This is a genomic window from Corynebacterium sp. (assembly GCF_012837295.1).
Lineage (GTDB): Bacteria > Actinomycetota > Actinomycetes > Mycobacteriales > Mycobacteriaceae > Corynebacterium.
This window is the reverse complement of the sequence record NZ_DURI01000082.1, coordinates 1-4,184: the sequence shown is the minus strand read 5'-3', so window position 1 is coordinate 4,184 and position 4,184 is coordinate 1. Positions and strand designations below refer to the sequence as shown.

General features: G+C 71.6%; 7 protein-coding genes. 4 read left to right on the top strand and 3 right to left on the bottom strand.

Going from position 1 to position 4,184, the window contains the following annotated elements:
- A partial coding sequence (locus GX015_RS02820; protein WP_291342641.1) for an amidohydrolase occupies positions 1–1,008 on the bottom strand: 1,008 nt, incomplete at its 3' end.
- Between the two features lie 120 nt (positions 1,009–1,128).
- On the opposite strand from GX015_RS02820, the gene GX015_RS02815 reads away from it, so the two are divergent.
- Entirely contained in the window at positions 1,129–1,872 is a 744-nt protein-coding gene (locus GX015_RS02815; protein ID WP_291342639.1) for a hypothetical protein, read from the top strand.
- Between the two features lie 83 nt (positions 1,873–1,955).
- Here GX015_RS02815 and GX015_RS02810 read toward each other — a convergent pair whose 3' ends face one another.
- Positions 1,956–2,318, bottom strand: coding sequence for a hypothetical protein (locus GX015_RS02810; protein ID WP_291342638.1), 363 nt, complete (start codon positions 2,316–2,318; stop codon positions 1,956–1,958).
- A 31-nt stretch (positions 2,319–2,349) separates the two neighbouring features.
- On the opposite strand from GX015_RS02810, the gene GX015_RS02805 reads away from it, so the two are divergent.
- On the top strand, positions 2,350–2,637 hold the full coding sequence (locus tag GX015_RS02805; RefSeq protein WP_291342636.1) for a hypothetical protein: 288 nt from the start codon (positions 2,350–2,352) through the stop codon (positions 2,635–2,637).
- 60 nt (positions 2,638–2,697) lie between these two features.
- On the opposite strand, the gene upp is transcribed toward GX015_RS02805, so the two are convergent.
- Positions 2,698–3,333 (bottom strand): uracil phosphoribosyltransferase, encoded by a 636-nt coding sequence (gene upp, locus GX015_RS02800; protein ID WP_291342634.1) that lies wholly within the window; start codon positions 3,331–3,333, stop codon positions 2,698–2,700.
- Positions 3,334–3,517: 184 nt separating this feature from the next.
- On the opposite strand from upp, the gene GX015_RS02795 reads away from it, so the two are divergent.
- Positions 3,518–3,835: a hypothetical protein gene (locus GX015_RS02795; protein ID WP_291342632.1), complete on the top strand. Its 318-nt coding sequence runs from the start codon at positions 3,518–3,520 to the stop codon at positions 3,833–3,835.
- On the top strand, positions 3,832–4,184 hold a 353-nt coding region (locus GX015_RS02790; RefSeq protein WP_291342631.1), incomplete at its 3' end, for a hypothetical protein. The genes GX015_RS02795 and GX015_RS02790, both read left to right, overlap by 4 nt.

Below are 4,184 nucleotides of genomic sequence, written 5' to 3'. Positions count from 1 at the left end.
CTGCGGTGCCTCGATGACGGCGTTCTCGTCGACGCGGCGGACGGTCTCGGCGACCAGGGCCGTGCAGTAGTCGTCGTTGAGCACCGGCGGCACGCCGCGCTCGTAGTCGAGGCGGTGGGTGACCCCGGTCGGGGCGAGCACCTGGTCGATGAGCTCGCGCAGCAGCGGGTCGATCGCGCGCCAGGTCTTGATGTCCGCGGTGCGGATCGTGCCCTGCAGCCGCCCCTCGGCGGGGATGGCGTTGGCGGCGTAGCCGGCATTGACCGCACCGAAGACCAGGACCGTGCCCGTGCGGGGATCGACGCGGCGGCTGAGCAGGCCCGGCAGGTCGGTGACCAGCTTGCCCAGCGCGTAGACGACGTCCGCGGTCAGGTGCGGGCGCGAGGTGTGGCCGCCCGGGCCCTCCACGTGGATGTCCAGGGTGTCGGACGCGGACGTGATCGCGCCGACGCGCACGCCCACCTGGCCCACGCGCAGCTTCGGCTCGCAGTGGACGGCGAAGATGCGCTCGACGCCGTCGAGGGCGCCGAAATCGATGACGTCCGGGGCGCCGCCGACCATGACTTCCTCGGCCGGCTGGAAGATGAAGCGCAGCGGCACCGGCAACGGGCGCGTCTTCTGGTATTCGGCCATGGCGATGGCGGTGGCCAGGGTGATCACGGTGTGAAAGTCGTGGCCGCAGGCATGCATGACGCCCTCGTTGACGCTGGCGTAGGACAGGCCGGTGGCCTCGGTGATGGGCAGGGCGTCCATGTCGCCGCGGAAGGCCAGGCGCCCCACGCGCTCCCCCGCCGCGCCGGAATGCCCGCCGGCGTCGCCGATGTCCACCATCAAGCCCGTGTTCGGGAACATGACGGGCTCGAGGCCGGCGGCGCGGAGCTTGTCCGCGACGAACTGGGTGGTGCCGTGCTCCATGTGGGACAGCTCGGGATGGGCATGCAGATGACGTCGCCAGGCGAGCACCTGGCCCTCGTTGCGCGTCCACCATTCCCGAATGAAGTCCTCCATCACGTTTTCCGAGTGTAGGCGCACCGGGTACCGCGCTTTGCGGGGTGGGTCTCAGCGGAACGGGGCCGACGGCGAGGTCGCCCGGTCGAAACCGTGTGCGTGCTCTGCGAGAATGGCGGCATGAGCAGCCCGGGCAACCCCAATGATCGGCCGTTTTTCGACGATTCGTCGTTTCCCGACGATTCCCCGTACGCCGGCGGCAATCCGTTCCCGCCGACCCAGTCGTTCGCGCCCGCCGCGCCGGTCGCGGGCCGTGGCGGAGCGTCGACCGGGCTCATCGTCGCCATCGTCGCCGTGGTGGTGGCGCTCCTGGCCGTGGGCGGAATCGCGGTCGCGATGCTGATGAACCGCGGCGACTCCGCGAACGGTTCCGACGGCGGCCCCGTCGCGCCGATCGCCCAGCCGACGACGGTCACCGCCGAGGAGGCCGCGCCCGAAACCGTCACGGTCACCGAGGAAGCTCGCGAAGCCACGGAGACCACGACGGTTCGGGAGAGGACCCGCGACCGCTCGTCCTCGTCGGTTGACCTGGGCACCGGCCGCAACGACGTCGACTCGCGCGGGTGGATCGGGTACTACACGCGCTGCGACGCGGGCGACGAGGCGATGGCGGTCCTGCGCACGCACGACAGCGCCGGCAACCTCACGCTCGCCGTGGCCTGCGACACCGGCAGCGGCTACAAGTACTACCGGGGACTCAACGGATCCAACCCGATCGAGATGGAGATCATCGTCGACGAGGGCGACCGCATCGTCGGCCGCAACGGCGCCTGGAAGTACCAGATGTCGCCGTCGAGCTTGCTCATCACCCAGAACAACGTGGTCCAGCACAACATGACCACCGAAGTGTGGGGCCAGCGCTGACCCCGGCGCGCGCATGGCAGCGCGCGGCCATGCAGTGCCCATGTAACTTTCGCCCCACCTTTCACATGGGCCCCATCCGAGTGTCACAATGACCCCATGAGCTCTCCCGGCAATCGCGGCACCGCTACGACGAAGACCCTGGCCATCGCCATCGGGGTGGTGGCCGCGGCATTGGTGTTCGTCGTCGCCGTCGCCCTCGGCCTGTACCTGGCCACGGGAAACGACGAACCGGAAATGCCCACGGCCGCCCCCTCGGCGCCGGCGACGTCGGAAAGCAGCGCGACCGAGACCTCGACGAGCACGAGCAGCTCCACCTCGACCTCGTCGTCGACGAGCACGAGCAGCTCCACGACCTCGTCTAAGTCCTCCTCGACGCGGACGAGCACCTCGAAGCCCACCGGCTCGAGCTCGACGCCCACCACCGAGCCGCGCGATGACCTGGGCACCGGCCGCAGCGACGTCGACGCCCGCGGCTGGATGGGATCCCGCGCCCGCTGCCACGACGGCGACCGCGCCCTCGCCGTCGTCGCCACCGAAAACGGCACCCGCGCCGCGGCATGCCAGGCCGACGACGGGTCGAAGTACTACCGCGGCGACGCCGGCGAAACCGGATCGCTGGAAGCCCCGATCATCGTCGACGAGGGCGACCGCATCGTCGCCCAGAACGGCGCCTGGAAATACCAGATGAGCCCCGACGGGCTGCTGATCACGGAAAACAACGTGGTCAAGCAGACCCAGGACGCCACCGTGTGGGGCCGCGCCTGACGCACGGGCATGCCCGACGGGCCGGCCGCACGGGGTGGCGGCGGGCCGTCGTCAAGCCCCCTACAGGTCGATGTTGCGGGGGCCGTACAGGCGATCGCCCGCGTCGCCGAGACCCGGCACGATGTAGGCGTCGTCGTTGAGATCCGGGTCGATGGTCGCCGTGACCAGGCGCACCGGGAACCCGGAATCCTGCAGCGCATCGACGCCGGCCTGCGCCGACACCATGCACACCGCCGTGATGTCGTCCGCGCCGCGATCGACGAGCAGCCGCAGCGCGTGCAGCAGCGAACCGCCCGTCGCCAGCATCGGGTCGACCAGGAACACCGGCTGGCCCGACAGGTCGTGCGGCAGCGCCTCGAGGTACGGCACGGGCTCGTGCGTCTCCTCGTCGCGCGCCAGGCCGATGAATCCGACCTGCGCGTCCGGGATCATCGACAGCGCCGGATCGATCATGCCCAGGCCCGCGCGAATGACCGGCACGATGATCGGCGGCCGACGCAGGCGGTGCCCGCGGGCCGAGGTCACGGGGGTCTCCACGTCGAAGTCCTCGACGTCGAGTTCGCGGCTGGCCTCGTAGATGAGCATCGCGCCGAGGTCGGCGAGCGCGGCCCGGAAGCCCGAGTTGTCGGTGCGGGCGTCGCGCATGATGGTGAGGCGCGACGCGGCGAGCGGATGGTCGACGACGGTGATGTCCATGGCCTCCAAAATACAACGACGGGGGCGGCCGGCGGGGGCTCGCGGAAATCCGATGGAACCGATCGGCGCCGGGGCGCGTCTAAGGGGCTGACACGTACACCGCGATCCGAGGAGCGCCATGCCCCGTCCGCCGTCCGCATTCCCGACCGACCATGACCCAGTTTTCCCGTCCGCGAGCCCGCATGTGGCGGCCGATCCCGCGGCGCTGACCGCGGCGGCGGCCCGGTTGCGCGGGTTGCTTCCCGCTTCGGCGCCGCAGGTGGGAGCCGTTCCCGCCTTGCTTGACGACGCCCACGCGCAGCCCCTCGCCCCGGATTCGCCCGTGGCGCGGTTCCTGTCCGCCCTGACCGCGGCGTCGCGGGCGCAGGAGGGCCGCGTCGCGGCGCTGGGCCGGTACGCCGACGGGGCGGCCGGGGCGCTGGACCGGTTCGCCGGGGAGGTCGGCGACGCCGAAGACGCGTCGTCCGCGCGTTTCGCCCGCGATGGCGAGGTGATGGCGTGATTTCGCAGATGCAGGACGTGCCGAAGCTGCTGACCTCCGCCGTGCCGGATCTCGCCGCGCCCGCCGCCGGAGCGATGCCGGTCGCGGCGCCCGGGGCGGTCGACGATTGGTGGTCGGTCGCCGACTCCGTCGCCGGGAATTGGACCGGCGAGTCGGGCACGGCCGCGGCCGACAGCCTGCTCCGCGCCGCCACCGGAGCGGGGACGCTCGACGGCCACGCCACGGGGATCGACGCCGCGGCCGTCGAAGGGTTCGGTCTCATCGCCGCCGCCGCGCTCGACCTGGCCGTCATCGCCGCGGACTTCCTGATCAAGTGCGCCGGGTCCGCGGCGGGCGCGGCCGGCGCCGG

Coding starts and splice junctions, on each gene's coding strand:
- GX015_RS02815 (WP_291342639.1), top strand. CDS start 1,129: ATGAGCAGCCCGGGCAACCCCAATGATCGGCCGTTTTTCGACGATTCG.
- GX015_RS02805 (WP_291342636.1), top strand. CDS start 2,350: ATGGGATCCCGCGCCCGCTGCCACGACGGCGACCGCGCCCTCGCCGTC.
- upp (WP_291342634.1), bottom strand. CDS start 3,333: ATGGACATCACCGTCGTCGACCATCCGCTCGCCGCGTCGCGCCTCACC.